Annotated in this window: 17 protein-coding genes; 8 read left to right on the forward strand and 9 right to left on the reverse strand. The window is 62.8% G+C overall.

The genetic code is table 11. From position 1 onward, the window contains the following. The first annotated feature begins 162 nt into the window (after window positions 1-162). Window positions 163-1,818, forward strand: a complete 1,656-nt coding sequence (locus NKI63_RS17170; RefSeq protein WP_352506178.1) for a lysine--tRNA ligase — start codon at window positions 163-165, stop codon at window positions 1,816-1,818. Here the strand turns inward: NKI63_RS17170 and NKI63_RS17175 are convergent. The 8 genes from NKI63_RS17175 to NKI63_RS17210 form a co-directional block, all read right to left on the reverse strand. Next, window positions 1,781-2,620 (reverse strand): thermonuclease family protein, encoded by an 840-nt coding sequence (locus NKI63_RS17175; protein ID WP_352738427.1) that lies wholly within the window; start codon window positions 2,618-2,620, stop codon window positions 1,781-1,783. The two genes, NKI63_RS17170 and NKI63_RS17175, sit on opposite strands and share 38 nt — an antisense overlap. 11 nt (window positions 2,621-2,631) lie before the next feature. Further along, on the reverse strand, window positions 2,632-3,276 hold the full coding sequence (locus NKI63_RS17180; RefSeq protein WP_352506176.1) for a S24 family peptidase: 645 nt from the start codon (window positions 3,274-3,276) through the stop codon (window positions 2,632-2,634). An 81-nt stretch (window positions 3,277-3,357) separates the two neighbouring features. Further along, on the reverse strand, window positions 3,358-5,577 hold the full coding sequence (locus NKI63_RS17185; protein ID WP_352506175.1) for a 3-hydroxyacyl-CoA dehydrogenase NAD-binding domain-containing protein: 2,220 nt from the start codon (window positions 5,575-5,577) through the stop codon (window positions 3,358-3,360). Between the two features lie 12 nt (window positions 5,578-5,589). Beyond that, window positions 5,590-6,798: an acetyl-CoA C-acetyltransferase gene (locus NKI63_RS17190; RefSeq protein WP_352822482.1), complete on the reverse strand. Its 1,209-nt coding sequence runs from the start codon at window positions 6,796-6,798 to the stop codon at window positions 5,590-5,592. A gap of 17 nt (window positions 6,799-6,815) precedes the next feature. Then, window positions 6,816-7,271: an OsmC family protein gene (locus NKI63_RS17195; RefSeq protein ID WP_254816313.1), complete on the reverse strand. Its 456-nt coding sequence runs from the start codon at window positions 7,269-7,271 to the stop codon at window positions 6,816-6,818. 8 nt (window positions 7,272-7,279) lie between these two features. Then, window positions 7,280-8,449 carry an acyl-CoA dehydrogenase family protein gene (locus NKI63_RS17200; RefSeq protein ID WP_352506173.1) on the reverse strand — a complete coding sequence of 390 codons (1,170 nt, stop codon included), beginning with the start codon at window positions 8,447-8,449 and terminating at the stop codon, window positions 7,280-7,282. Between the two features lie 238 nt (window positions 8,450-8,687). Further along, on the reverse strand, window positions 8,688-10,484 hold the full coding sequence (locus NKI63_RS17205; RefSeq protein WP_352506172.1) for an acyl-CoA dehydrogenase: 1,797 nt from the start codon (window positions 10,482-10,484) through the stop codon (window positions 8,688-8,690). A gap of 248 nt (window positions 10,485-10,732) precedes the next feature. Further along, window positions 10,733-11,194, reverse strand: coding sequence for a MerR family transcriptional regulator (locus NKI63_RS17210; protein ID WP_352506231.1), 462 nt, complete (start codon window positions 11,192-11,194; stop codon window positions 10,733-10,735). A gap of 552 nt (window positions 11,195-11,746) precedes the next feature. Here NKI63_RS17210 and NKI63_RS17215 point away from each other — a divergent pair. The 4 genes from NKI63_RS17215 to NKI63_RS17230 all read left to right on the forward strand — a co-directional run bounded on the left by NKI63_RS17215 (window position 11,747) and on the right by NKI63_RS17230 (window position 18,872). After that, on the forward strand, window positions 11,747-15,601 hold the full coding sequence (locus NKI63_RS17215) for a peptidoglycan-binding protein (RefSeq protein ID WP_352506171.1): 3,855 nt from the start codon (window positions 11,747-11,749) through the stop codon (window positions 15,599-15,601). Between the two features lie 191 nt (window positions 15,602-15,792). After that, entirely contained in the window at window positions 15,793-16,716 is a 924-nt protein-coding gene (locus NKI63_RS17220; protein ID WP_352506170.1) for a sulfite exporter TauE/SafE family protein, read from the forward strand. Further along, entirely contained in the window at window positions 16,716-17,507 is a 792-nt protein-coding gene (locus NKI63_RS17225) for a TIGR02186 family protein (RefSeq protein ID WP_254816308.1), read from the forward strand. Before NKI63_RS17220 ends, NKI63_RS17225 begins: the two co-directional genes overlap by 1 nt. A gap of 108 nt (window positions 17,508-17,615) precedes the next feature. Further along, on the forward strand, window positions 17,616-18,872 hold the full coding sequence (locus tag NKI63_RS17230) for an Hsp70 family protein (RefSeq protein WP_352506169.1): 1,257 nt from the start codon (window positions 17,616-17,618) through the stop codon (window positions 18,870-18,872). A gap of 5 nt (window positions 18,873-18,877) precedes the next feature. Here NKI63_RS17230 and NKI63_RS17235 read toward each other — a convergent pair whose 3' ends face one another. Continuing rightward, window positions 18,878-19,780, reverse strand: a complete 903-nt coding sequence (locus NKI63_RS17235; RefSeq protein ID WP_352506168.1) for a LysR substrate-binding domain-containing protein — start codon at window positions 19,778-19,780, stop codon at window positions 18,878-18,880. Between the two features lie 279 nt (window positions 19,781-20,059). Here NKI63_RS17235 and NKI63_RS17240 point away from each other — a divergent pair, with 279 nt between their 5' ends. Genes NKI63_RS17240 through NKI63_RS17250 form a run of 3 tightly spaced genes read left to right on the forward strand, consistent with a single transcriptional unit; the run spans window position 20,060 to window position 24,670 of the window. Continuing rightward, window positions 20,060-22,993, forward strand: a complete 2,934-nt coding sequence (locus NKI63_RS17240; RefSeq protein WP_352822488.1) for a molybdopterin oxidoreductase family protein — start codon at window positions 20,060-20,062, stop codon at window positions 22,991-22,993. After that, complete coding sequence (locus tag NKI63_RS17245; protein WP_352506166.1) at window positions 22,990-23,724, forward strand: 4Fe-4S dicluster domain-containing protein; 735 nt, start codon at window positions 22,990-22,992, stop codon at window positions 23,722-23,724. Before NKI63_RS17240 ends, NKI63_RS17245 begins: the two co-directional genes overlap by 4 nt. 10 nt (window positions 23,725-23,734) lie before the next feature. Continuing rightward, a complete protein-coding gene (locus tag NKI63_RS17250; RefSeq protein ID WP_352506165.1) occupies window positions 23,735-24,670 on the forward strand; it encodes a dimethyl sulfoxide reductase anchor subunit family protein in 936 nt (311 codons plus the stop codon). Window positions 24,671-24,672: the final 2 nt, after the last annotated feature.

Raw genomic sequence — 24,672 nt, forward strand, 5'->3', positions numbered from 1 at the left:
CACGCCTTGGAACTTGATCCATCCCGACTAAATTGGGACGGGAGCTCTTAATCTTCTTGCCTGATCGCGGTCCTGCCCTGAAACCGGGTTCCACTTTTCGGGATCATGGTCTAGAGCATGCGGCTGCCGGCATGGATGCCGGCAAGTTGCAGGAATAGCATCATGGTCGAACAACAGCCGATCGATCTCAGCCCGGAAGTCCTTACCGCCGCCGCCGAAAGCAAGGCGTGGCCATTCGAGGAAGCGAAAAAGATCGTCGCTCGCTACGCGATCGGTGGCTACCCGGAAACGGTGCTGTTTGAGACCGGCTACGGCCCGTCCGGCCTGCCGCATATCGGCACCTTCGGCGAGGTGGCGCGCACATCTATGGTGCGCCACGCCTTCCGCGTGCTGACTGAAGACAAGGTCAAGACGCGACTGCTGTGCTTCTCCGACGACATGGACGGATTGCGCAAGGTGCCGGACAATGTGCCTAACAAGGACATGCTGCGCGCCTATCTCGGCAAGCCGCTGACCAGGATACCGGACCCTTTCTCCAATGAGTATCCGTCGTTCGGCGCCGCCAATAACGCACGGCTGCGCGCTTTCCTCGACCGTTTCGGCTTCGATTACGAATTCGCTTCCTCGACCGACTATTATACTTCCGGCCGCTTCGACGCGACGCTGCTCAAGATGCTCGAGCGCTTTGATAAGGTGATGGCAATTATGCTGCCGTCGCTGCGCGAGGAACGGGCGCTGAGTTATTCGCCCTTCCTGCCGATCCATCCCAAAACCGGGATCGTCATGCAAGTCGCGATCGACGAGCGCAAGCTCGACGCCGGCACCATAGTGTGGCGCGATCCGGACACCGGCGAGCGCTTCGAGACGCCGGTGACCGGCGGTCATGCCAAGCTGCAATGGAAGCCCGATTGGGCGATGCGCTGGGCAGCACTCGGCGTCGATTACGAGATGTCCGGCAAGGATCTGATCGATTCCGTCAAGCTCGCCGGGCAGATTTGCCGCGCGCTCGATGCTCCGGCGCCGGAGGGCTTCAATTATGAGCTGTTCCTCGATGAGCACGGCCAGAAGATCTCGAAGTCGAAGGGCAATGGGCTAACCATCGACGAGTGGCTAACTTACGCGCCGACCGAGAGTCTTAGCCTTTATATGTTCCAGCGCCCGCGAACCGCGAAGAAGCTTTATTTCGACGTTATCCCGAAGGCAGTGGACGAGTATTATACGTTCCTCTCTGCCTATCAGAGGCAGGACTGGAAGGAGCGGCTGGGCAATCCGGTCTGGCACATGCATGACGGCAATCCCCCGGCAGTCGACCTGCCGGTTCCGTTCTCGCTGCTGCTCAACCTGGTCAGCGCCTCGAATGCGCAGAACAGGGACGTGCTGTGGGGTTTCATTTCGCGCCACGCGCCGGGTGTGACGCCGACGACCCATCCCGAGCTCGACCGGCTGGCCGAATATGCCATCCGCTATTTCGACGATTTCGTGAAGCCGGCGAAAGTGTACCGTGCTGCCGACGCGGTCGAGCGCGAGGCGCTGACCAAGCTTTCGGAAGCGCTCGCCGCGCTGCCGGCTAATGCCGACAGCGAGGCGATCCAGAACGCTGCCCTCAATGTTGCGCGCAAGATCGAGCGCTACCAGGATCATTCCAAGCAGAGCCCGGAGGGCGGACCCGGTGTCTCCGTCGCCTTCTTCCAGATGATCTATCAGGTGCTGATAGGTCAGGAACGCGGGCCGCGCTTCGGCTCCTTCGCCGCGCTCTACGGCATCGCCGAAACGCGTGAGCTCATTCAGCGGGCGCTGGCTGGTCAGCTGGCGGCATGAGGGCGCCGTCCTGCTCCTCCAGGATCGAGCTAGGCGCTACAGGCGCGGATCGCGACGCAGCAGCCGGGAGCGGCGGCAGGCCTGAAACGCTCGGCGCCGGCCCGAAGACGCCTTTTTTTGCTGCACGCGCCTTCTCGCCGGCTTCTACATAAGGGCCGCCCTTGGCGGCGCGCGCCCAGCCATTTTCGACCAGCCATTGGCCGATATCCTGATTGCCGATCCGGCACTCGGCGGCGATCAGATCACGACCGCCTTCGGGCGGCACGGCACAGATCACAGCACGACTGCGGAGAAAGGCGCGGAAGGCCGTTCGCGCCCGAATGCCGCAATTCCAGGACTCGCCGCCGTCGGTGCAAGTCTCCTCCTGCTTGACGATGTCGATACCGGAAACCGCAATCGAATAGCCCTTTGCTTCGATGACCCCGGCGGCCGAGGCGACGGGCTGGAATAGTTTCGTGCCTTTCCAGTCGTCGGGCATTTTCGTTTTTGGCGGCTTGGGCGGTCCGGCCAATGCCAGATCGCTCAACGGGGCGCGCGGCTCTATCCGTTCAAGCTCGTTGGAACCGAGCTGCGGCGGCACCACGATTTCTGGATCGATTGCCCTCGAATGCGCCGCCTGCTTGGCCGGCACTGGTTTCGGGATGGCCGACGTAGCCGGCGCGGCGGGCTGCGGTTCAGCGCCGACCTGGATTTGTTCCCAGGGGCCGCCGCTTTCGCTCTGGACGGCGCGGCCGCCGGCGACAATTGCCGTGGCCATCGCCGGGATCGCCAGAACAGCCAAGGCAAGGTGAGGCAGACGCACCGGCCCCGCGCCTACTGGCTTGCCCAGACAATCCGCGCCACCCATTCGACATCGCGCATGGGGATGTCGCGGTCCGGGTGATCGGGATTGAGGGAGACCAGCGCGATCGACTTCGGTGTCTGGCGGTCGAGCACCTTGGCCATCACCTCGCCGGCATTGGTCTTGACGACGACGCGATCGCCCTTTCGTATGGTAGCTCCCGGCTCGACGATGAGGACATCGCCATTGCGGTAGAGCGGCAGCATGGAATCGCCCTGGACCTTCAACGCATAGGAGCTTTCGGTTGCCCGTGCCGGCAATTCGATCAGGTCCCATCCCTGCCCCGCCGGAAACCCGGCATCGTCGAAGAAGCCACCGGCGCCCGCCTGGGCGAAGCCAAGCAGCGGCACCGACGATTTCTGCACGGGCAGTGCGCCGGAATTACCCCGGCCTTCGACCAGTCCTGCAAATTCATCCAGCGAGGCGCCGGTCGCCTCGATGATCTTAGCCAGCGATTCGGTAGACGGCCAGCGCGGCCGCCCATCTGAGGACAGCCGCTTCGATTTGTTGAAGGCGGTCGAGTCGAGCCCAGCGCGCCTGGCCAGTCCGGAGGCCGAAAGCGAATAACGCTCGGCAAGAGCGTCGATGGCGGCCCAAACGCGGTCGTGCGAGAGCACCTTGCTCTCCTTCGAAACAGGAAAAAATACCTTCGCTGTTCTACCCCTTGGCCGCCATCTTGTCCACCGCCGGAGACGGCGTCAGGCCGCCTCCTTGGCCTCGTTCCTGGTATAGGGATCGAAGCGCTCGTAGAAGGTCTCGCCCTTCTCGGCCATCTCGAGCAGCAGCTTCGGCGCCTTGAACTCGGCGCCGTATTTCTTCTGCAGGCGCTTGGCGAGTTTGACGAATTTCTTCGCGCCGATGCCGTCGATGTAGGACAGTGCACCGCCTGTATAGGGTGCGAAGCCGAAGGCCAGGATCGAGCCGACATCGGCCTCGCGTGGGTCGGTAACGATGCCCTCTTCCATGACCCGTACCGCCTCAAGCGCGATGGTGACCAGCAGCCGCTGCTTCAGTTCCTCATAGTCGACCTGCTCCGGCGACAGCTGCGGGTAGAGGTTCCTGAGGCCTGGCCAAAGCTTCTTCTTTGCCGGTTTTGCCGGATAGTCATAGAAGCCCTTGCTGTTCTTACGGCCCAAGCGACCATGCGTGTCGACCATCGTGTTGATCAGCGCCATCTGCTTCGGATCGACCGCCTTGTCGCCGAGGTCGCGCGTGGTCTGCTTCATGATCTTCTGGGCAAGGTCGATCGCCGTCTCGTCGGTCAACGCTAGAGGACCGACCGGCATGCCAGCGGCTTTCGCCGCATTCTCGATCATCGGCGCCGGAACACCTTCGATCAGCATCTTGTAGGCTTCCGACATGTAGCGCAGTACGCAGCGATTGACGTAAAAACCGCGCGTATCGTTGACGACGATCGGCGTCTTCTTGATGGCGCGGACAAAGTCGATCGCGGTGGCCAGCGCCTTGTCGCCGGTTTTCTTGCCGAGGATGATCTCGACCAACATCATCTTGTCGACCGGCGAGAAGAAGTGGATGCCGATGAAATTCTTCGGCCGCGCCGAATTCCTGGCCAGCGATGTAATCGGTATGGTCGACGTATTCGAGGCGAAGATCGCCGACGGCTTGAGTACAGCCTCGGCCTGTTCGGTGGCATCCTTCTTGACGGCCGAGTCCTCGAACACCGCCTCGACCACAAGATCGCAGCCGGCAAGATCCGCGTAATCGGCCGTTGGCGTAATCAGCGACAGCAATCGATCCTTGTCCTCCGACTTGGCACGGCCCTTCTTCACCTGATCCGAGATCAGGGTCTCGGAATGCGCCTTGCCCTTGGCGGCGGACTCCATGTCGCGGTCGAGCAGCACCACCGGAATGCCGGCCTTGGCCGTTACATAGGCGATCCCGGCGCCCATGAAGCCGGCGCCGAGCACGCCGATCTTCTTGAACGTCGTTTCCGGCACACCAGCTGGGCGGCGAGCGCCCTTGTTCAGTTCCTGCAGCGAGACGAACAATGAGCGGATCATCGCCGCCGCTTCCCTGGTCTGCATGATCTCGGTGAAGTAGCGTTGCTCGATCCGCAAGGCGGTATCGAACGGCACCAGCAGGCCCTCGTAGACGCATTTCAGGATGGCGGCGGCAGCGGGATAATTGCCAAAGGTCTCGCGGCGCAGAATGGCGATGGCCGGCGGCCACAGATTGGCACCTGCCACCGAATAGATCGGAGCGCCGGGCAGCTTGAAGCCCTTTTCATCCCATGGCGCCACCGGTTTCAAGCCGTTCTTGATCATCGCCTTGGCAGTTTCGACCAGCTTGTCCGCCTCGGCAATCTCATGGATCAAGCCCATTGACTTGGCCTTCTGCGGCGACAGCGTCTGGCCGGACGTCAGCATTTGCAGCGCCTGCTGCTGGTCGGTCAGCCGTGGCACGCGCTGGGTGCCGCCGGCACCTGGAAAAATGCCGATCTTCACTTCCGGAAGCGCCATCCTCACCTGGTCGGAATCGGCCGCGACACGGCCATGGCAGGCGAGCGACAATTCGAACGCGCCGCCCATGCAGGTGCCGTTGATCGCCGAAACCCACGGCTTGCCCGAGGTTTCCAGTTTACGGAACAGGCCATTCATAGCGCCCGCCTTGTCGAACAGCGCCTTGGTCGCCTTCTCCGGGTCCTTCGCTTTGTCGGCGGCGAAGGTCGCCAGCATCTTCTGCAGCATGGTGATGTCGGCGCCGCCCGAGAACGTATCCTTGCCGGAGGTGATCACCGCGCCCTTTATCACTGCATCGCTTGCCACTTTGTCGACGATGGCGTTCAGTTCGCGCATCACCTCCTCGGTGAAGACGTTCATCGAACGGTCCGGCATGTTCCAGGTGACCAGCGCAATGCCGTCGGCGTCGATGTCGAGGGTGAAATTGGTGTAGCTCATCATCTCTCTCCGTCAGACGCGTTCGATGATCGTTGCAGTGCCCATGCCGGCGCCGATGCAAAGCGTCACCAGCGCGGTGTTGAGATCACGGCGTTCCAATTCGTCCAGCACCGTACCGAAGATCATCGCACCGGTGGCGCCGAGCGGATGGCCCATGGCGATGGCCCCCCCATTGACGTTGATCCGGTCATGCGGAATGTCGAAAGCCTGCATGTAGCGCAGCACCACCGAAGCGAAGGCCTCGTTGAGCTCGAACAAGTCGATGTCCTGCAGCTTCATCTTCGCCCGCTTCAACAGCTTCTCGGTGACGTCGACCGGGCCGGTCAGCATCAGCACCGGTTCGGAGCCGATATTGGCGAACGCACGGATGCGCGCGCGCGGCTTGAGGCCGAGCGTCTTTCCCGCCTTTTTCGAGCCGAGCAGCACGGCCGCCGCGCCGTCGACAATGCCGGACGAATTGCCGGCATGGTGGACGTGGTTGACCTCTTCCACCTCGGGATGCTTCTGCACGGCGACGGCGTCGAAGCCGCCCATTTCGCCCGGCATGACGAAGGACGGATTGAGTGCGGCCAGCGACTGCATGTCGGTCGAGGGCCGCATGTGCTCGTCATGGTCGAGGATGGTCAGGCCGTTCTGGTCCTTGACCGAGATCACCGAATTCTTGAAGCGGCCCTCGCCCCACGCCTTGGCGGCACGCTTCTGGCTTTCGACCGCGTAGGCATCGACATCGTCGCGCGAAAATCCGTATTTGGTGGCGATCAGGTCGGCCGATATGCCTTGCGGCACGAACCAGCCGGGCAGGCCGACCGAGGGATCCATGAACCAGGCGCCGCCGGAGGCGCCCATGCCGACGCGCGACATTGATTCGACGCCACCGGCAATGACGATCTCGTCGGCGCCTTGCGCGATCTTGGCGGCGCCGAAATTGATGGCGTCGAGGCCCGAGGCGCAGAAGCGCGATATCTGCATGCCGGGCGCCTTGGTGTCGTAGCCGGCCTCGAAAGCGGCGGCACGTGGAATGACCGCACCCGCCTCGCCAACCGGATCGACGCAGCCGAAGATGATGTCGTCGACGGTGCTAGTGTCCAGCCCGTCGCGGTCGCGGATGGCCTCGAGCACCTTGGCGCCGAGCCGCACCGCCGGCACTTCGTGCAGCGAGCCATCTTTCTTGCCCCTGCCGCGCGGCGTGCGCACCGCATCATAGACATAAGCTTCGGCCATTGGTGATCTCCTGTGATCTAAAATCGGGGCTCGACCACCACTTCGGTCCGCACCGAATTGGCGATGAAACAGGCGTCGTGCGCCTTGTGATGAATACTCTCGATCATAGCCGCATCTGCGTCGCATTCGACGAGCGGCCGAAGGGTGACATGTGTGATGGCTGTGCGCCCCTCAGCATTCTTGGCCATCAGGCCTTCGGCTTCGTCGTGATAAGATCGGACATTGAGCTTAGCGCGTTTTGCCAGATCCAAGAACCAGAGCATGTGGCAAGAAGAAAGCGAAGCGACGAACAGTTCTTCCGGATCGACGATCGTTGCATCGCTAAAAGGTGCCGGCACAATCGACGGCGATGCGGAAGCGGAGATGACCGCGCCACCATCAAAATGAAGTTCATGGACCCGGGAATAGCGGCCGGAAAGGAAATCCTCCCGTGCCCCCGACTTCCAGCGAAGCCCAGCAAAATGCTTCGACATGCGACCTCCTAAAGGCTCCGCCCGATCAGCAATTTCATGATCTCGTTGGTGCCGCCGTAGATGCGCTGGACGCGGGCATCGCGGAACATGCGGGCGATCGGATATTCATTCATGTAGCCATAGCCGCCATGCAATTGAAGGCATTCGTCGACGACTTTTCCTTGCAGGTCTGACAGCCAGTATTTGGCCATCGAAGCCGTCACCGGGTCGAGGCCACCGTTAATATGGCGGGCAACGCAGTCATTATAGAAGACGCGGCCGATGGTCGCCTCGGTCTTCAATTCGGCAAGCTTGAACTGGGTGTTCTGGAATTCGATGATGGCCTTGCCGAAGGCCTTGCGCTCCTTGACGTAGTCGATGGTAAGCGCCAGAGCCCGCTCGACCATGGCAATAGCAGTGGTGCCGATCTGCAGCCGCTCCTGCGGCAATTGTTGCATCAACTGGACGAAGCCCTGGCCTTCGTCATTGCCGAGCAGGTTCGAGGTCGGCACACGCACGTCGTTGAAGAACAGTTCCGACGTGTCGTTGGCCTTGAGGCCGATCTTGTCGAGGTTACGGCCACGCGCGAAACCCTCCACCTCGTCAGTCTCGACGACGATCAGCGAGATGCCCTTGGCGCCCTTCTCAGGATCGGTCTTGGCAACGACGATGATGAAATTGGCGAGCTGGCCGTTGGTGATAAAGGTCTTCGAGCCGTTGAGCTTGTACCGGTTGCCGTCCTGTTCGGCGTGCATCTTGATGCCCTGCAGGTCTGAGCCCGCACCCGGCTCAGTCATGGCGATGGCGCCGATCAGTTCGCCGGTCGCCAGCCTCGGCAGCCACCTCTTCTTCTGCTCCTCCGAGCCGTAGTGGAGGACATAGGGGGCAACGATCGAATTGTGCAGGCCAATGCCGAACCCGTCGACGCCGACATGGCCGATCGCCTCGATGATGGCGCTCTCATGTGCGAAGGTGCCGCCCGATCCGCCATATTCCTCCGGCATCGAGGCGCACAGCAGTCCGGCAGCACCCGCCTTCTGCCAGCTTTCGCGGTCGACCATCTCGTTCTTCTCGAACTCGTCGTAACGCGGCGCGATCTCTTCCGACATGAAGCGGTGCGCCATGTCGTAAAGCATGCCGACCTCGTCCGCCGCCCAGACGGGCTTGGGAAGGCCCAGGATTTCGGCGGGGTTGGTCATGGTTTCTCCCTCGCGCCGACGTCCCCCTCCCCCTCGAGACGAGGGTGGCCGCGAAGCGGCCGGGTGGAGTCGCCGATGACTTGCTCGACCTTATCTTTTACAACCTGCGCCATGTGCCACGGCATTGCGATCATTTTCCTCCAAGGCATGCACCAGAATGGAGGTCGGCGCACTGCAGGCAGGACCCCTCCCGGCCCTTCGGGCCACCCTCCCCTCGAGGGGCAGGGGAACGCCGAAGCTAGAACGCTTCCGCCGCCAGTGCCATCAATGTGTCGGCACCGCTGGAGATGCGGGCAAGATGCGCCGACGTCTCCGGCATGATCCGCTCTATGAAGAAGCGCGCCGTCACCAGCTTGTTGTCGTAGAAAGACGAAGCGCCGTCGGGACCATCAGCCAATTTCGCTGCGGCCACCTTGGCCATCCGGGCCCACATATAGCCCAGCGCCACCAGGCCGAAGAGATGCATGTAGTCGGTCGAGGCGGCACCCGCATTGTCGGGCTTGGCTATGCCGTTCTGCACCAGCCACATCGTCGCCGCCTGCAGATCGTCGAGGCCCTCTTTAAGCGCCTTGGTGAAGGGCGCCATCTTCTCATCGGTGCGGTTCTCCTCGCAGAACTCTCCGACTTCCCTAAAGAAGACCTGGACCGCGCGGCCGCCATTCAAGGCCAGCTTGCGGCCGACGAGGTCGAGCGCCTGGATGCCGTTGGCACCCTCATAAATCATGGCGATGCGGGCATCGCGGACGAACTGGCTCATGCCGTGTTCTTCTATATAGCCGTGGCCGCCGAACACCTGCTGCGCCATTACCGCATGATCGAAACCCTTGTCGGTGAGCACGCCCTTGACCACCGGCGTCATCAGGCCGGTATAGTCGTCTGCGACCTGGCGATCTTTGTCGTCACCGGAGCGGTGAGCGATGTCGGACTTGATCGCCGTCCACAGCGCCAGCGCGCGGCCGGCCTCGTTGAACGCCTTCATGGTCATCAGGCTGCGGCGGATGTCCGGATGGACGATGATCGGATCGGCCTTCCTGTCCGGCGCCTTCGGTCCTGACAGCGAGCGGCCCTGCAGACGGTCCTTGGCGTAGGAAACCGCATTCTGATAGGCGACCTCCGATAGTGAGAGCCCCTGCAGGCCGACGCCAAGCCGCGCCTCATTCATCATGGTGAACATTGCTTTCAGCCCGCCATTGGCCTCGCCGAGCAGCGTGCCTTCAGCGTCGTCGTAATTCATGACGCAGGTCGAGTTGCCATGGATACCCATCTTCTCCTCGATCGAGCCACAGGAGACGGTGTTCTTCTCGCCGGGATTGCCTGAGACATCGAGCTTGAACTTCGGTACGATGAACAGGGAGATGCCCTTCACGCCATCCGGCGCGCCCTCGATACGGGCCAGCACCAGGTGGACGATATTGTCCGACATGTCATGCTCGCCGGCCGAGATGAAGATCTTCTGGCCGGAGATCCTGTAGGTGCCGTCGCCATTTGGGACGGCCTTGGTGCGCAGCAGGCCAAGATCGGTTCCGCAGTGCGGCTCGGTCAGATTCATGGTGCCGGTCCAGGCGCCCTCGACCAGCTTCGGCAACCATGTTGCCTTCTGCTCTTTGGTGCCATGGGTGATGATCGCAGCGATCGCGCCTTGCGTCAGGCCGGCATACATCATGAGCGACATATTGGCCGACACCATGTATTCGGCAACCGCGGTGTGCACCGCGTAGGGCAAGCCTTGCCCGCCAAACTCGACAGGTGCGGCGAGCCCCATCCAGCCGCCTTCGCGATACTGGTCGAAGGCCTCCTTGAAGCCTTTCGGCGTCGTTACCGAACCGTCGTCATGGCGCACGCAACCTTCCGTGTCGCCGACACGGTTCAGCGGCTGCATCACGTTTTCAGCGAGTTTCGCCCCTTCGGCAAGGATGGCCTCGAGCACATCCGGCGTGGCGTCGGAAAATCCGGGAAGATTGGAATAGCGCTGATACCCCAGCACTTCGTTCAGCACGAACAGCGTGTCCCGGATCGGCGCCTTGTAGATCGGCATGCGTTTTCCTCCACCATGCGGTCTTGGCCCCGAAATCAGCCCCAGTGTACCAGTGTATGAGGATAGCAGGCGGGCCAGTATGACGGGTCGGAGATACCAAATGTTGACGTTTGCGTAAACGTCAATTCTGCGGTGCGACGAATTTTCTCCCGCGCGCCAAGACCGCAAACGGCGAAGGACGGCAAACGACGAAGAACCCCGCAGCGAAAGCCGCGCGGCTCTTATCCGTCGGAAATCGAAAGCTTAGTTTAGCTCGCCACGCTGGCCTGCGGCGTCGAGCGCTCGATCAGCATTTGCCGGACAGTCAACATCGAAGCACTCAGTTCGCTGATGGCATCGTCGATCAGCGCCCGCTGCTTCTGCAGACGGGCAAGCTGCTTCTCCGACTTGTCGAGCGCCAGCCGCAATTGCTTTGTGTTGGAGCCGTTCGGATCGTAGAGGTCCATCATCTGCTTGACGTCACGCAGCGAGAATCCGACCTTGCGGCCAAGCAGGATCAGCTTCAGCCGGGCCCTGTCGCGGCGCGTATAGAGGCGGGTCGAGCCGTCGCGCTGCGGGTTGAGTAAACCCTTGTCCTCATAGAAACGCAGCGTACGCAGCGTCACTCCGTATTTCTTGGCCATTTCGCCGATGCGGACAAGCTCTTCACCGGTTTCGCTCGACATATCGTTGGTATTGGCCGCGGCTTGACCGGGCGAAATAAGTTTCATGGTCACTGGCTTTCCCCGTCTGGTGGCGTCGCGGTCGCGGACCTTGCGTCGCCTGAGTGAAAGCGGGGGCGTGCTTCCACTCGTGGTTTCAGCTAACAAATCGCAAACGGCGTAATCCGCTCATTTACGTTTACGTCAATTCTATATCGATAGCCGCCTTACCACGCAAGAGCGTTCTAGGTTTGGAACTTTATGCCGCAGCGCCGGCGGATGACCTAAAAAGTCGTTGCCGATTTCGGGGACGATCATGCGGCTGATCAAACTTCCACGGCGTCTGTTGTGCGTCCAATAGAAGACACCCGGCGCCGTCCGCAGCCAGCCGACAAAGTAGCAACTTCTTAAGCTTGGTTAACGCGTTGTTTACCACGTTGGGGCGAAATGTGCGCATGTCGGTTACCCGTGTCTATCCTGTATTGAATTTTTCACGGTTTTCGGAGCGCGGATGAGACCCGGGAAGCTCGTCTTCCACTGCAACAAGCCACGCAGTCGCCTTCGTCCCGGCAGGACTTTGGGAACCTGGTGAAAGCCAGCAATTCTGAAACGGGCGCATTGATGAACAGCAAGCGGTCCTACCTCGATACACTCAACGCCGGCAGGCAACGCCGGCCGCACACGACGCTTGAAGAGCTCAACCGCTCCCTGGAAACTCTGGAGCAGCGGCTGGAGCGGACGCGCGAGGAGACGACAAACCACCCCGATCCGCGCCGACCCGCGGCAGAACCGCGCTATCCCAGCGCTCAACCCTATGGCCAGCAGCGCCGGTATGAAGACCCACGCGAGGCGCAGCAGCCGAAAGGTCCCGCAGCGGCCTTCGACCAGAACTACCAGGCGATCGCCCGCGATATCGACCGGGTGCGCGGTCAGGAGGACAGCGTCGCCTTAGCCGGCAAGATCGCCGGGGAATTGCGCGGCCTGCGCGAAGAGCTGCGCCAGCAGATGACCTCCGGCCTGCAACGCGAGTTCGACGTACTGCGCAAGAATATTGAGCGAGCCTTCCAGTCAAATGGCGGCGGCAAAGGCAGCGCCGAACTCGGCGTCGAGTTCGAGCGGCTTTCCGGCGCCATCCAGACACTGGCCGAAAAAAGCGACGACAGAAGCGTCAATATGCTGCGGCTCGAGCTTGAGCAGGTCAAGGCCGCGCTCGATACGCTAGCGCGCGAGGAGAGCGTGCAGGCGGTCGGCCGCCGCTGGGACGAATTCGACCGCCGCTGGACTGCCTTCGAGGACCGCGTCGACGCCGATCAGCGCAAGCGCTCCGACGCACCCGGCCTGTCGGCGCTGACGGAGCGGCTCGAACAGATCAGCAATGCCGTCAGCAATCTGCCGGAATCGCTGTCGCTGCGCTCGCTCGAAGAAAAGGTCCGCACGCTTGCCGGAGCGGTCGATCATTTCGCCCGCCAGCAGGACAATCGCGGCAGCGACACATTCAGCCAGATCGACGAGCGGCTCGACGAGATTTCCCGCGCGATCGTCGCCTCGACGGTTGCCGCGCAAGCCAATTCGTTCGACCCCGAGCCCTTCGAACGCATCGAGAAGCGGATCGATTCACTGGCCCAGCAAATCGAAGAAGTGTCGCAGGATCGTCCGGGCCGGGAGGTCATCGACCGGCTCAACACATTGTCGAGCCGCGTGGACGAACTGGCCGGCCGAGCCAATCTGCCGGAACAGGCGATGGAGCGCCTTGCCAGGCAAATCGCGCTTATCTCCGACAAGATCGACCACGCACCGGCCATGCCCGACGCCGATTACATCTTCCAGGGGCTCGAGCAGCGCTTCGACGTGCTATCCAGCATGATGGAACGCCGCCAGGGCGACGCCATCGAACAAGGCAACATGCTGTTTCGCGACCTCGAGCGCCGGTTGGACGAGGTCGCCGACAGGCTGGACCAGCGCATGCCGCAGGTCGACAACGCCGACATTATGGATGCCATCGACGCCCGCTTCACCGCGCTGGCCAAGCGGATGGAGACACGCGTTCCAGATCCCGCCAACGAGGCGGCGATCCGCGGCCTGGAGAGTCGGCTCGAAGACATCTCAAGCCGGCTGGATTCGTCCGCCGCACAAGTCGCCAGCATCGACCCGGCTTTGATCCGCAGCCTCGAAGCGCAGGTCGCCGGCCTGACGGCGCACCTTTCCAAGCCCGGCACGCCGCTGCCGGAATTCGACGACATCAGCCCGCGTCTCAACGAAATCGAGAAATCGCTGGCCGGAACCCGCGATTCCATCCTCGGCGCGGCGCGCGAGGCGGCCGAGAGTGCCGTCCGCTCGCTGGCCGGATCAAGCGCCAACACGGCGGCCGTTACCGGCCTCGCCCAGGACCTGAAGACGCTCGAGGCGCTGACGCGCCGTTCGGACGAGCGCAATTCGAGGACGTTCGAGGCTATCCACGATACGCTGCTCAAGATCGTTGACAGGCTTGGTTCACTGGAGACCAGCGAACCGGCAAGCGCCGAGTTGAGTAAGCGCTCCGGCCGGGCATCCAAGATCTCGGTGCAGGACGCACCGTCGATGGACATCGACCAGTCGCTGCCGTTAACGGGTAACATGGCCGATCTCGACGGCCGCGCCGCGGCGCTCGTGCGCGGAGAGCCAGGTCCGCGAACGCCGGCCGAGGCCGCCGCCGCAGCCGCACTGGCGGCTCTCGGTTCAGACACGACACGTGAAAAGAACGAACAAGGCGGCGGCAGGAAATCGATGTTAGGCGGGCTGGCGCGCGCCCTGAAGGGCAAGAAGGAGGCCGAGACGCCGCCGCTTGCAGGCTCGGCGCCGAGCGCCGAGATACCGAGCGTCGATCTCGACGAGCCCCTCGACCCCAAGCTCGCCAACCGGCCACTGGAACCCGGCTCCGGCGCACCCGACCTCAGCGCCATCATGAAGCGCGTGCGCGACGAGCGCGGGCAGCCGGCCAGAGAAGGCAGCGCCGAGGCGGCGAAATCGGACTTCATCGCGGCAGCCAGAAGGGCCGCGCAAGCGGCGGCCGCCGAGGCGGACGCCCTCAAGCGCCAGTCGACGATGAAAGGCCCGGTCAAGGCACTCAGGATCGGCGACCTGCTCAAGGCGCGGCGCAAGCCGATCCTGATGGGGGCAATCGCCATCATGCTGGCGCTTGCCGGCCTGCAACTGGGCAAAGCCTTCTTCTCCGACCCGGTCGAAGTCGCCGACAATGAGGCGGCGCCGGCCGTGCCCGTACAGCCGGTGGAAACCGCATTGGCCAGCGTTGCCAGCGAGCCGAAGGCGGACGCGCAGACAACAACACAGGAGAGCGAGCCGTCGCCCACCGTCAGGCAGGCCGAGCCATCCGCATCGATGACCAAGGACGACACGGCGGCGCAAACCGGCCCCGCCACACCGGCAGCCGAGGCATCGACGGCGCCCTCGCCTTCCGGAGCGTCCGCTGACCTGGCGGCGCCAGACACCACGGCCGCAGTGCCCGCGCCGGCAGCGGCGACCGCCGAGCCAAAGGCTGCCGCGCCTGCTATTGCCCCCGCTGCCACGCAGGACACGACCGGCACTGTGCCGCCGGCGGATGCTGCCCCGGCAGGCGTTGCCAAGATCGACGTTCCGGCCGATGCCGGGCCGGCCGCCCTGCGCGATGCAGCGGCCGGCGGCGACGCCAAGGCGCTGTTCGAGATCGGCTCGCGTTACGCCGAGTCGCGCGGCGTTAAGGAAGACATGACGGCGGCGGCCAAATGGTATGAGAAAGCTGCCGAACTCGGTTTCGCACCGGCAGAATACCGCATCGGCAACTTCTACGAGAAGGGCATCGGCGTCGCACGCGACATCAAGAAAGCGAAGACCTGGTACCAGCTTGCCGCAGAGCAGGGCAATGCCAGCGCAATGCACAATCTTGCCGTGCTGTTTGCGATGGCGGCGGACGGCGTGACCGACAACGAATCGGCAGCACGCTGGTTCCAGGCGGCGGCGGATCTCGGCGTCAAGGACAGCCAGTTCAACCTCGGCATCCTCGCGGCGAAGGGTGTCGGCATGAAGCAGAATCTCGAGGAGAGCTATAAATGGTTCGCGCTCGTCGCCAAGACCGGCGACAAGGATGCAGCGGCCAAGCGCGACGAGATCGCCAAGGCGCTGAGGCCCGAGCAGTTGGAGCGTGCGCGGGCCGCGGCTGAACTGTGGAAAGCCAAGCCGCTCGATCCAGCCGCCAATTCGGCCGACATTCCTGAATCGTGGCAGGACGGCACACCGCAGACGACCGCCGGCATCGATATGAAGAAAGCGGTCCAGAACATCCAGCGCATTCTCAACAAGAACGGCTACGAGGCCGGCAATCCCGACGGCATGATGGGCCTGAAAACCAAGAACGCAATCATGGCCTTCCAGGCCGACAACGATATGAGGGCAACCGGCGCGATCGACGAAAAGCTGGTCAAGGCGCTGCTCGCGCGTAAATAACGGCGGATGCGTCGTTTCCGCGACGCCCTTGCCACAGATTTGCCTGTTAACTGATTGAGTTGTTTTTTGTTTCGGCGGCGCGGCGAAGTTTGACTTCACCGCCCGGCCGGCGCAAGAACGAAATAGCCTTTTGGCGCAAAATGCCCGCAACGGTTGCATTCGCCAGGAGGCAAACTGATCGAGACTGACGGGTGGGCATCTATCTCCCGATCGCGGAAATTTCCGTCAACATCTTCGTGCTGCTGGCCATGGGTGCGGCGGTGGGTTTCCTGTCGGGCATGTTCGGCGTGGGCGGCGGCTTTCTCATTACGCCGCTGCTGATCTTCTACAACATACCGCCGGCAATCGCGGTCGCCACCGGCGCCAACCAGGTCATCGCCTCCTCCTTCTCCGGCGCCCTGTCGCACATGAAGCGCGGCACGCTCGACTTCAAGCTTGGCGGCGTGCTTTTAGCCGGCGGTATCGTCGGCTCGACCGGTGGTATCTATGTCTTTGCGCTCCTGCGCCGGCTCGGCCAGCTCGACCTGTTTATCTCGCTGCTCTACGTCCTGCTGCTCGGCACTGTCGGCGGACTGATGCTCGTCGAGAGTGTCAATGCATTGCGCGCCACTCGCAGCGGCGCCGCACCGGTGTTGAAGAAATCCGGCCAGCACAATTGGATCCACCGCCTGCCGCTGAAGATGCGGTTCAGGGCCTCAAAGCTCTTCGTCAGCGTCATTCCGGTGCTTGGGCTGGGCGCGGCGATTGGCTTCCTGTCGTCGATCATGGGCGTCGGCGGCGGCTTCATCATGGTGCCGGCCCTGATCTACCTTTTGAAGGTGCCTACCAACGTGGTCATCGGCACCTCGCTGTTCCAGATCATCTTCACCTCGGCCTACACCACGCTGGTCCACGCCACCACCAACCAGACCGTCGACGTCATGCTCGCTTTCCTGTTGATGGCAGGCGGCGTAGCCGGCGCGCAATATGGCGCCAAGGCCGGTCAGCGGCTGCGAGGCGAGCAACTCAGGGCGCTGCTGGCGCTGCTGGTGCTGGCGGTCGCCATCCGGCTTGCCATCGATCTCTTCGTCACGCCACCCAACCTCTATTCGCTGTCCGGCGTGGGCCTGAGCTGATGGCTGGCTTAAGGACGCTCGCGGCCGCCGCCTTGCTGTCGCTGCTGCCGGCTGCGCCACCAGCGAAGGCGCAGGCGCCTCTGACCGAAAATATCCAGATCGGCCTTTCGACCGACAATGTCTCGATTACCGCCGGCTTTTCCGGCGCCGACCTGACCATCTTCGGCTCGTTGGAAAATGCGGATCCGCTTGTCGCGCGGCAAGGGCGCTACGACGTGATCGTCGTGCTGGAAGGCCCGGCCCGACCGGTCGTCGTGCGCCGCAAGGACCGGGTGCTCGGCGTCTGGGTCAATCTGGAGTCGGAGACCTTCAAAAACGTACCTGTCTCCTATTCGGTGGCGACGACCCGGCCGCTGCAGGACGTCACCGATCCGAACAGCTACAAGCAGCTGTCGCTTGGCGCCTCGAACCTCTATTTGCAGCCAGCCGACGCCGGCGACAGCCCGGCGACAATCGAGGAGTTCACCGCCGCGCTGCGCGAACGCAAGTCGGCGACCGGCCTCTACAGCGAGAATGTCGGCGGTGTGCAGTTCCTGTCGCAGAACCTGTTCCGCGCCACCGTCAGGCTCGCCCCAAACGTTCCGGTCGGCACCCATAAGGCCCGCGCCTTCCTGTTCAAGAGCGGCCTGTTCATCAAGGAAAGCTCCGCCCAGCTCGAAATCCGCAAGTCCGGTTTCGAACAGTCGATCTTCCGCGTCGCCCACGACTACTCGTTCCTCTACGGTGTCTTTGCCGTATCGTTGGCCATGCTGACAGGCTGGCTCGGAAGACTGGTCTTCAGGAAAGACTGAACTCTCGTAAAAGTGGTTTCCCTTTCCGAGGGTATGGGTTAGACCGCGACCCCCGGCCCGACCGGACACGAGCTGCTGCTCCCCAAATCAGAAATACAGGAACGCACGATGCGACCAGCATTCGCCGGGATCGACTTCGGCACTTCGAATTCCACTGTCAGCGTGGTCAGGAACGGGCAGCCGCGGCTGGTGGCGTTGGAAGACGGCCAGGTCACGCTGCCCAGTGCGGTGTTTTTCAATTTCGAGGACAACCGCACCTATTTCGGGCGACGCGCCCTTGCCAACTATACGGACAGTATCGAAGGCCGCCTGATGCGCTCGTTGAAGAGTGTGCTCGGCAGCTCGCTCGCCCACGAAAAGACGCGCATCAAGGCGCGTTCGATCGGCTTCATGGAGATTGTCGGCCTGTTCGTCGGCCATCTGAAAAAGAAGCTGGAAGAAGAGGCCCATGACGCGGTCGACAGCGTCGTGCTGGGACGGCCCGTGCAGTTCGTCGACGACGATGCCGAGGCTGACGCGAAGGCGGAGCACGAACTCGAAAATGCCGCTCGTGCCCACGGCTTCAAGCACATCGCCTTCCAGTTCGAACCGATTGCCGCGGCACTCGACTACGAACAAAAGGTGACGCGCGAGGAACTAGCGCTGATCGTCGACATGGGCGGCGGCACGTCCGACTTCTCAATCGTGCGCGTCTCGCCCGAGCGCGCCCGCTCGCTTGACCGCAAAGACGACATCCTGGCCAGCCGCGGCATCCACATCGGCGGCACCGACTTCGACCGGCTGTTGAGCATCGCCCATGTGATGCCGCAGCTCGGCTATCTCTCACTGACCAAGGATGGCAAACGTAATCTGCCGGCGAGCTACTTCATCGACCTGGCGACGTGGCAGCGCATCAACCTGGTCTATACCGCGAGGGCGATGACGCATCTGCGCCAGATCCGCTATGAGGCGGAGCGCGCAGACCTGGTCGACCGCTTCATCCACATCGTCGAGCATCGTTACGGCCACGCGCTGGCGGCGCTGGTCGAAAAGGCCAAGATCGAGCTGACGGACCGTTCGTCGGCCGATGTCGAGGTCGCGCTGCCAGAGGTGAGGTTCACGGCAGAAATCACGCGCAAGGGTCTCGAAGCCACCATAGCCAGAGACATTGAGCGTGTTGCGGCTACAGTCGAGCAGACCATCCGCGACGCACAGGTGAAGGCCTCGGACATCACCGCGTTGTTCTTGACCGGCGGATCGACCGCGATCCCGCTGGCCAGGCAGCGGATCCTGGCGCTGGTGCCGCAGGCGTCGGTAATCCAAGGCGATGTGTTCGGCTCGGTCGGGCTTGGGCTGGCGCTCGACGCGCAGCGGAAGTTCGGCTGATCGGCTTAAAGCGGCGCGAGTCTCTCAGCTTTGCCGCCAAGATGCGCCTTGAGCGCCATCTGGGCCAGGCTCGGCTGCCGGTCGCGATGCGTGATCATGGCAAATTCGCGCTTCGGCAGATCGACCGGCACAGAACGCAGGCTACCTTCGGCGACCGCGCGGGCGGCGACGAGTTCCGAGATGATGCTGGCGCCGGCGCCGGCCTCGACCGCCTGGCGAATAGCCTCATTACTCGGCAATACCAGGAATATCTGCAGGTCCGCGAACGAAATCCCGTCGCGTCGGGCAAGGTCCTCCAGCGCCTCGCGCGTGCCCGAACCGCCTTCGCGAATGATCCAGCGAAGCCCGCCAAGATCGGGATGTCCAGGCGAAACTTCCGCGATCTCAGGGTGCGAGCGCGCCACGACCAGCATCATGCGATCGATATCGACCTTGGCACGCCGCAAAATGTCGGATTCGGTGCGCCCCTCGACCAGGCCAAAATCGGCTGCGCCATCAAGTACATTGGTCTCGACCTGCCTGGTGTTGCCAATGCTCACGCTCAGCCTGACGGCAGGATAGGCTTCGTGGAAAGAGGCGAGCCGGCGCGGCAGCCAATAGCTGGCAATGGTCTGGCTGGCAGCGATCGAGAGACTGCCGGTGATCGTTTGCGAGACATGCTCCAGCACGTTGTGGGCGGCCGCAGCCCGCTCGAGGACCGCCTTGGCCTCGGGCAAGAATCGGCGTCCGGTTTCGGCGAGCTCGATGTTGCGGCCGACGCGGTTGAACAACTGGACGCCATGCTGCTGTTCGAGCGAGCGGATCGCGGCGGATGCGGCCGACTGTGAGATGCCCAGCAACTCGGCCGCTTTGGTCATGTGCGCCCGTTCGGCGACGGCGACGAAGATCCGCAACTGGTCCAGGGTCATTCCGACACTAAGAAGCAAATCCGATTGGAATTACAAGAGCAAGTTGTTAGACGGATCGGTCGCTTTGTTCTAAATTTTGGCTCGAAATTGGAAAAAAGTCGCGCCAGAGCAGTCGAGGGTAAAATTGGTGGGGCGGTTCAAATCCGTGTTTGCGCACTGGACCCGCAGCCTGCGGCGGCGGCTCTTGGGTGAACGCTATCGCCCGGAAGAGCATTACATGCGCGGCCCAGGCCCGAAGACGAGAGCCAAGTTCGCGGGGCGCAAGAGCATCACCGGATCATGACCAACAACCTGCTGCGCGGAGCTAATTCGGCACCATCACAACGGCCGCTTGCCGATACGCGAGCGCCCGCTGAACGCGACGGCGTCGATACTTCGCCTGATGTCTCCGACAGCATCGCCAAGACCACCTGCTATATGTGCGCCTGCCGCTGCGGCATCGACGTCCATATCAAAGATGGCAAGGTCCGCTACATCAACGGCAACAAGGATCATCCGGTCAATCGCGGCGTGCTGTGCGGCAAAGGCAGCGCCGGCATCATGCAGCATTACAGCCCGGCCCGGCTGACGAAACCATTGCTGCGCACCGGACTGCGCGGCTCGGGCGAGTTCCGCGAGATCGAGTGGGAGGAAGCTTTGTCGCTCGCGACAGAGCGGCTTTCGAACATCCGCCAGACCGATCCGAAGAAACTCGCCTTCTTCACCGGCCGCGACCAGTCGCAATCGCTGACCGGTTGGTGGGCGAGCCAGTTCGGCACGCCGAACTTCGCGGCCCATGGCGGTTTCTGCTCGGTGAACATGGCAGCCGGCGGCCTCTACACGATTGGCGGCTCGTTCTGGGAGTTCGGCGAGCCCGACTGGGACAACACCAAGTATTTCATGCTGTTCGGGGTTGCCGAAGACCATGATTCCAATCCGATCAAGATCGGCCTCGGCAAGCTCAAGGCGCGCGGCGCCAAGGTGGTTTCAATCAATCCCTGCCGCACCGGCTACAACGCGATTGCCGACGACTGGATCGGCATCCGGCCCGGCACCGACGGCCTGTTTGTGTTCGCCCTCATCCACGAATTGCTGAAGGCAGGGCGCGTCGATCTCGACTACCTCTTGCGCTACACCAACGCCCACATCCTGGTCATTCAGGAGCCTGGAGCCGCCGATGACGGGCTGTTCATGCGCGACGGCGACGGCAATCCGCTGGCTTGGGACAGGGTGGCGAAGACGCCTGTCGACGCCGGCGATACCGACGCAAAGCCCGCACTGACCGGCAGCGTTCTCGTCGACAGCCGCCGCTGCGTGCCGGTCTTCCAACTCGTCGCCGACCGCTATCTGGACGAGTGCTATTCACCCGACGCCGTCGCTGACCGGTGCGGCATCTCCGCCGACACGATCCGACGCATTGCTGCAGAACTCGCTCATGTCGCCTTCGAACAGCAAATCGAACTGCCGGTGGCCTGGACGGACTGGGCCGGCCGCCGGCACAAGACCATCAAGGGTCGGCCGATGTCGATGCATGCGATGCGCGGCATCTCGGCCCATTCGAACGGGTTTCACACTTGCCGCGCCATTCATCTGCTTCAGGTGCTTCTCGGCACGGTGGACGTGCCGGGCGGCTTCCGCTTCAAACCGCCTTATCCGCGGTCCGCGCCGCCGGGTCCAAAGCCCGCCGGCAAGAATGTGAAGCCGATGACACCGCTCGAAGGCATGCCGCTCGGCTTCGTCTGCGGACCTGAGGACCTGCTGATCGATGAAGGCAGCAGGCCTGTTCGTATCGACAAGGCATACTCCTGGGACGCGCCGCTGGCCGCTCATGGGCTCATGCACACGGTCATCCGTAACGCCTGGGCAGGCGATCCCTACAAGATCGACACTCTGTTCATGTACATGTCCAACATGGCCTGGAACTCGTCGATGAATACGGTCGAGACGATGGCGATGCTGACCGATATCGATGCGGCGGGCGAGTACAAGATCCCGTTCATCATCTATTCCGACGCTTATTATTCCGAGACCGTGCCCTTTGCCGATCTGGTGCTGCCGGACACGACCTATCTCGAGCGTCATGACTGTATCAGTCTGCTCGACCGGCCGATCAGCCACGCCGACGGTCCGGGCGACGCCATCCGCCATCCCGTCGTCGAGCCGGACCGCGACGTCAGGCCGTTCCAGACGGTGCTGATCGAACTCGGCGCGCGGCTCGGTCTGCCCGGTTTCGTCGATGACGACGGCTCCGCCAAATACCGCGACTATGCCGACTACATCGTCAATCACGAGCGTACGCCAGGTGTCGGTCCACTCGCCGGCTGGCGCGGCAAGGACGGGACCCTGGTCGGCAAGGGCGACGTCAATCCCGACCAGTTGCAGCGCTACATCGACAATGGCGGCTTCTGGCACCAGGATTTCGCCGCCGATCAGCGCTACTACAAGATGGCAAACCGCTCCTATCTCGACTTCGCCGAGAGCATGGGCTTCATCCCGAAAGCCGAGCCGATCGTGTTCCAACTCTATTCCGAGCCGATGCAGCGCTTCCGCCTGGCGGCGCGCGGCCATGGCCGGGTGCTGCCGCCGGAAGCCGAGCGTAGCCGCATCGAGACCTATATGGATCCGCTGCCGTTCTGGTATGCGCCCTTCGAAGAGACTGCGGTTGACAGCCAAGCCTATCCGCTGCACGCGCTGACGCAGCGGCCAATGCACATGTATCATTCCTGGGGCTCGCAGAATGCCTGGCTAAGGCAGATCACCAGCCAGAACCGGCTGTTCGTGCATTACCGGACCGCCGCCAGCCTCGGGCTTGTCGATAACGACTGGGTGTGGATCGAGAGCATCAACGGCAAGGTCAAAGGACAGATCAAGCTGGTCGACGGCGTCAACGCCGATACGGTGTGGACGTGGAATGCGATCGGCAAGCGTCGCGGCAGCTGGGGGCTCAAGGATGGCGCGGCCGAATCCAATCGCGGCTTCCTGCTCAACCACATCATCGGCGACCAGACCTCCGCCGATGCCAGCGGCAAACGCTATTCGAATTCCGATCCGGTGACCGGCCAGGCGGCGTGGTTCGACCTGCGCGTGCGCATCGTCAAATGCGCGGCCGAGGAAGGCGGCTTCACCGAGCCGCAGTTCGAGCGGTTCCGGCAGCCGCCGCATTTCGAACCCTCGCCTGACAAGCTCACTTTCGGCGCAGAGTTCCGCCGGGAAAGAGAAGCTGCCAGACCATGACCTGCCTTCCCGCCCAAACCGACAAGAAGCTCGGCCTGGTCATCGATCTCGACACCTGTGTCGGCTGTCAGGCCTGCGTCACCGCCTGCAAGGAATGGAACACCGGCGGCCACATGGCGCCGCTGACCGACATCGATCCGTATGGCGGCGACGCCGACGGGGTCTGGTTCAACCGCGTGCACAGCTATGAGCACATGACTGAGATGGGTGGGCGCACGGTCAATTTCCCGCGCTCCTGTCTGCATTGCGAGACACCGGCCTGTGTCACCGTATGTCCGACCGGCGCCTCCTACAAACGGGCCTCGGACGGCATTGTGCTGGTCGACGAGGACAAGTGCATTGGCTGCAAATTGTGCAGCTGGGCCTGCCCCTATGGCGCGCGCGAGTTCGACACCGATGTCGGCGTGATGAAGAAATGCACGCTGTGCGTCGACCGTATCTACAACAACAATCTGGCGGAAGAAGATCGCGTTCCGGCCTGCGTCGCTGCTTGCCCGACCAGCGCGCGGCATTTCGGCGATCTGGGCGATCCGGCATCGGCTATCTCGCAACTGGTGGCCGAGCGCGGCGGTGTCGATCTGATGCCGGAAATGGGCTATAAGCCGACCAACAAATATCTGCCGCCACGTGCCCACACCACCCGCGCCGCATCGGTGCCGGCGCCGGCGCTTGAAGCGGTGCGGGCCGAAGGCGGCTTCCTCGGCTGGGTCGACCGCATGCTTTCGAACTAACCCGCGTCTCATGCATCCAGCATTCTCCGTCGTCTTTTTCACCACCGCCACGGGCGCCGGTTACGGCCTGCTCGCACTACTTGGCGTGCTCGCCGGACAGGGCTTTATCCCGCCCGATTTCTGGCTTGGCCTCACCGGCATGGGGCTGGCGCTTGGCCTGATCTCGGCAGGCCTGCTGTCGTCGGCCGGCCATCTCGGCCGTCCCGAACGCGCCTGGCGTGCCTTCTCGCAATGGCGAAGCTCCTGGCTGTCACGCGAAGGCGTTGCGTCGGTTGCGACCTTCATGCCGGCGGGACTGTTCGGTATTGGCTGGGTGGTCCTCGGCCGTACGAGCGGCTGGGTGGCTGTCGCCGGGCTGCTCGCTGCCATCGGCGCGGTCGCAACCGTCTGCACCACCGGCATGATCTACGCGTCGTTGAAGCCTATCGCCCAATGGCACAGCCGCTTCACCCTGCCCGGCTATCTGATCTTTTCGGCAATGACCGGCTGCGTGCTGCTCAATGCGCTGCTGCAGGGTTTTGCCGTCGGCTCGAATACGCTTCTCGCGGCTGCCCTATTGCTGACCGTGCTCGGCTGGGGCTGGAAGCTGGCGACCTGGCGGTACAACGACCGGCTGGAAATCCCGACCACAGCCAACACGGCGACGGGTCTGGCCGGCGGCACGGTGCGGTCGATGGAATGGCCGCATACCGAGGAAAACTACTTGCTCAAGGAGATGGGCTTCCGCATCGCGCGCAAGCACAGCGTGCGGCTACGCCAGATCACGCAGGTGCTGGCCTTTGCTTTGCCTGCGTTGCTGTTGGTGGCGGCGTTCGCCCTGCCGTGGCCCTATGCGGCGGTTTCGTCGATGCTCGCCGCGATCGCCCAACTCGCCGGCATGCTGGTCGAGCGCTGGCTGTTCTTCGCCGAGGCCAAGCACACCGTCACTTTGTACTACGGCAGGTAGGT

The organism is Mesorhizobium sp. M0410 (assembly GCF_040321435.1).
Lineage (GTDB): Bacteria > Pseudomonadota > Alphaproteobacteria > Rhizobiales > Rhizobiaceae > Mesorhizobium.